The organism is Actinosynnema sp. NPDC023658 (assembly GCF_040639995.1).
In the GTDB taxonomy this organism is placed as follows: Bacteria; Actinomycetota; Actinomycetes; order Mycobacteriales; family Pseudonocardiaceae; genus Actinosynnema.
This window is the reverse complement of sequence record NZ_JBFAAX010000616.1, coordinates 1-3,403: the sequence shown is the minus strand read 5'-3', so window position 1 is coordinate 3,403 and position 3,403 is coordinate 1. Positions and strand designations below refer to the sequence as shown.

Sequence of the window (3,403 nt, the reverse complement as noted above, 5' to 3'; positions counted from 1 at the left end):
ACACACCCTCCCCCCCCCCCCAATCGTCCTGTTCCCCCCCCCCACCCCCCCGCCTGCGCCCCCGCCGCGGGGGCGCGCCGGCGCCGGCGGGCCCCCGCCCCCCCCGCCCGGCACCACGAGGCCGATCCCGTCCGGCACGCCGAGCGACCAGGCCGCACCCAGGTAGGCGACGGCCGTGAGGAGCATGACCGGGCTCCTGCGCCGCCAGGACCACACGACCAGCCCTGCCGCGACGACGAACGCCAGGAACAGCTCGTCGTGGTCGACGGACGAGACGGCCACCGCCGAGGCGCTCGTGTCGACCGCGGTGAGCGTCGCGTAGTACCCGTCGGGCGGGCCTTGGAGAGCCGGATCGGTCCACCGGGGCGCGGTCGCCGCGTCGACCACCGGCCACACCACCAGACCGACACCGACGAGCAGCAGCGGGTACCACGCGCCGGGACGGCGGGCGTTCAGGTCGTGGGCGCCGGCCACCACGGCCGCGACCACCAGCGCGAGCGCGCTGTAGTGCCACAACGAACCGACCAACCCGGCGATCGCCAGGACGTGCCACGGGCGCACGCGGTCCGACACGGCGTGCGCGAGCACCGCGCCGGCGACCACCACCAGTTCCGGGTGCGGCGGGAAGTCGAACGGCGGCACCACCGGGAGGGACCCGGCGGCCGGGGCGTAGGCGAACCAGCCGAAGTCCTCGGCCGGCTCCGGCCGGAGGAAGTACCAGACGGCCGCCAGGTAGCCCACCGCCGTGACCGCGACGGTGGCGCTGCGCGACCGCCACGCCCAGATGCCGAGACCGACGGCGACCGCGAACCCGATCAGGAACCGCCACAGCCCGAACGCGGCCGACCCGTTCCGGAGGAGATCCGGCCCGGTGGCCCGGACCGAGAGCGCCGCGGCGAACAACGTCGAACCGGTCACCAGCAACGGGAACCAGTGGCCGGGGTGCGACGCGTGGACCTGCCGCGCCTTCAGCAGCACGCCGGCGACCACCAGCGAGAACGACGCCCCGGCCGGTGGGCCGCCCTCCCACAGCGGGAGGACGAGTCCGAGCAGCACCGGCAACGACCACACGACAGCCCCCATGAGCGCGCAACCCTAGCGGCCGTCCGGAAGGCCGGACCGGGTGCGCGCCCGGTCCGGCGTCGAGGGTCGACCCGGCCGTGAGGGACGTCCGACCGGGCGCCCCTCACGACCTCGGGGAACCGACCGCTACTTCGGCGGCGGCGGGACCAGGCAGCTCACCGGAGCCGACTGGTTGCCCGACGCGTCCACGCCGTACACGAGGGCGTCGCCCTTGAGCGTGATGCGCCAGTTGATGTCACCGACACCGGGCTTCTGGTTCGGCGTCGCACCGGGAGCCTGCACCAGCTTGATCTTGGTGCCGCTCGGGAAACCGCCGAACACGGCCGGACTGGCCGAGTCGCGGACGAAGACCTGCGGGCTCGGGTCGACCGCGTCGGTCGCGGTCAGGACGAAGAACCCGTCCTCGTTGTCGGCGGGCGGGATGGTCCCGCCGCTCGGGTTGTTGGTCGGCCGGCACGTGACGACCGGGGGAGTGGTGTCGACCCAGTCCTTGAGCACGTCGTCGCACACCGCGTGGCCGTCGGCGTGCGTGAAGCAGCCGCGGATCGTGTCCGTGCCGAGGCCCGCGAGGCCCTGGGTGCCCGGGTAGGTGAAGTCGGCCGTGCCCGCGGCGGAGGTGTTCGCGCCGCCGGCCGCGCCCGCGTTCGGGCCGCTGAGGACGGAGAAGTCGACCGCGGTGGCCGGCACCGGGGCACCGAAGTCGTCGGTGACGGTGGCGGTCACGGTGTGCGTCTGGCCGGGCGTGCCCAGCTCGTTGACCGCGTGCTCCGGTTCGACGTCGATGGCCGCGGCGCAGCCGTGCACGTTCACCGACGGGTTGCCGAACGTCACGGCGTGGCCCTCGGTGTCGGTGTAGGCGACCGACGGGTTGACCGGCAGCGCGCCGCCGCCCGCGGCCGGGTGGTGCGTCGCGGTGAACGTCAGCGTGGCGGTCTCGGTGCCGAGCTCCCCGACGGTCCAGGTGAGCTGGTTGCCCGCCTGCGCGACCGAGCCCTTGGACACCGCCGCGTCGCTGATCGAGAACTGCGGCGCCACCGTGTCCACCACGGACACGCCGGTCGCCGCGGGCACCACGATGGCCGCGCCGATCGCCTCGAAGACCTGCTGCAGGTCGGCCGAGGTCGGTGCGGCGAAGTAGTGGGTCGTGTCCGGGTCGGTGGTCCAGTCCTTGATCTCGGCGGAGTTGACCGAGCCGAGGCCGATGCCGAAGATCTCGGTGCCGGCCGCGCGCGCCGCCGCCGCGTCGTCGCTGGCGTCACCGCCCGCGGTCGTCGCGCCGTCGGTCATCACGATCATCTTCTTGGCGTTGGTCGGCAGGGAGCCGGCCAGCTGCGCCTGGCCGGTGGAGATGGCCGCCGAGTGGTTGGTGGAACCGCCGGCGCCCAGCGCGTCGATCGCGCTCTTGACCGCGTTCGCGTCGGACGTGAGCGCGGTGTCCACCGAGGCGTTGTCCGCGAAGCTGACCACGCCGATCCGGGTGCCGTTGGCCACGACGCCGTCGAGCACGCCGTCGGTGGCCTCGTCGAGGATGTCGACGAACGCCTTCGCCGCCGCCTTCAGGTCGGCGAGCGGCTGGCCCTGCATGCTGCCGGACCGGTCGAGGACCAGTTCGACGTCCACCGGGCTGCCGGCGACGCCGTTCTCGGCGTCCAGCGTCACGGTGACCGGGACGGAGCCGCCGCAGGTGATGTCCGCGGCCCCGAGCGCCTTCGTGCCGGTGACCGTGCCGCCCGCGGCCGTGGCCGCGGGGGTGGTGGCGGGTGGTGCCGCCAATGCGGCCAGCAGGATCGCGGTCACGCCGCAAGCGCGTCTTCGGGTGTTGTTCTTGTGCATTACGTTCCGCACCTCCTCGTGCGCGCCGACTGACGTGGATTCCCCTCTGGAATCGATCGCGTATTCCGGCGAAGCCGGTTGAGTCAGTCCCCGAACAGGTGCGGACCAGCGAAGATCCGACCGAATGACGGTTCCGTGCGAGTCGGATGGCGTCGGCAGGACGAGATTAGGCAGGCATTCCGGCAAAAGCCAATGTGTTCACCCGTTCGGTCTAGGGGGCATTTCGCGTCGTTTTCGATCCGGTGATCGTTACGCACGAAATTACAATTGTGACGACAATGCGGCGGTGAAGTGGCCGGGGGCGGTGGGCCGCCGGCTGGGATACTCGGGGGCGTGACACGGGTCGAGCTGGTCCTGGGCGACATCACCGAGCATGCGGTGGACGTCGTGGTGAACGCCGCGAACGCTGACGTGCACGAAGTCCCGGCGCTGCCGCCCGTCTTCGAGGACGGTGGGCGCCTCCCCGCGTTCGAGGGCGCTGCGGAAC

The 3,403-nt window shown here is 72.8% G+C and carries 2 protein-coding genes; both read right to left on the bottom strand.

What is annotated here, in order from left to right:
- Positions 1 to 1,083 (bottom strand): hypothetical protein (locus tag AB0G02_RS32160; RefSeq protein ID WP_360801652.1); only part of this gene is annotated, 1,083 nt, incomplete at its 3' end.
- A 126-nt stretch (positions 1,084 to 1,209) separates the two neighbouring features.
- Positions 1,210 to 2,880 carry a VWA domain-containing protein gene (locus AB0G02_RS32155; protein ID WP_360801649.1) on the bottom strand — a complete coding sequence of 557 codons (1,671 nt, stop codon included), beginning with the start codon at positions 2,878 to 2,880 and terminating at the stop codon, positions 1,210 to 1,212.
- Between the last annotated feature and the right edge of the window lie 523 nt (positions 2,881 to 3,403).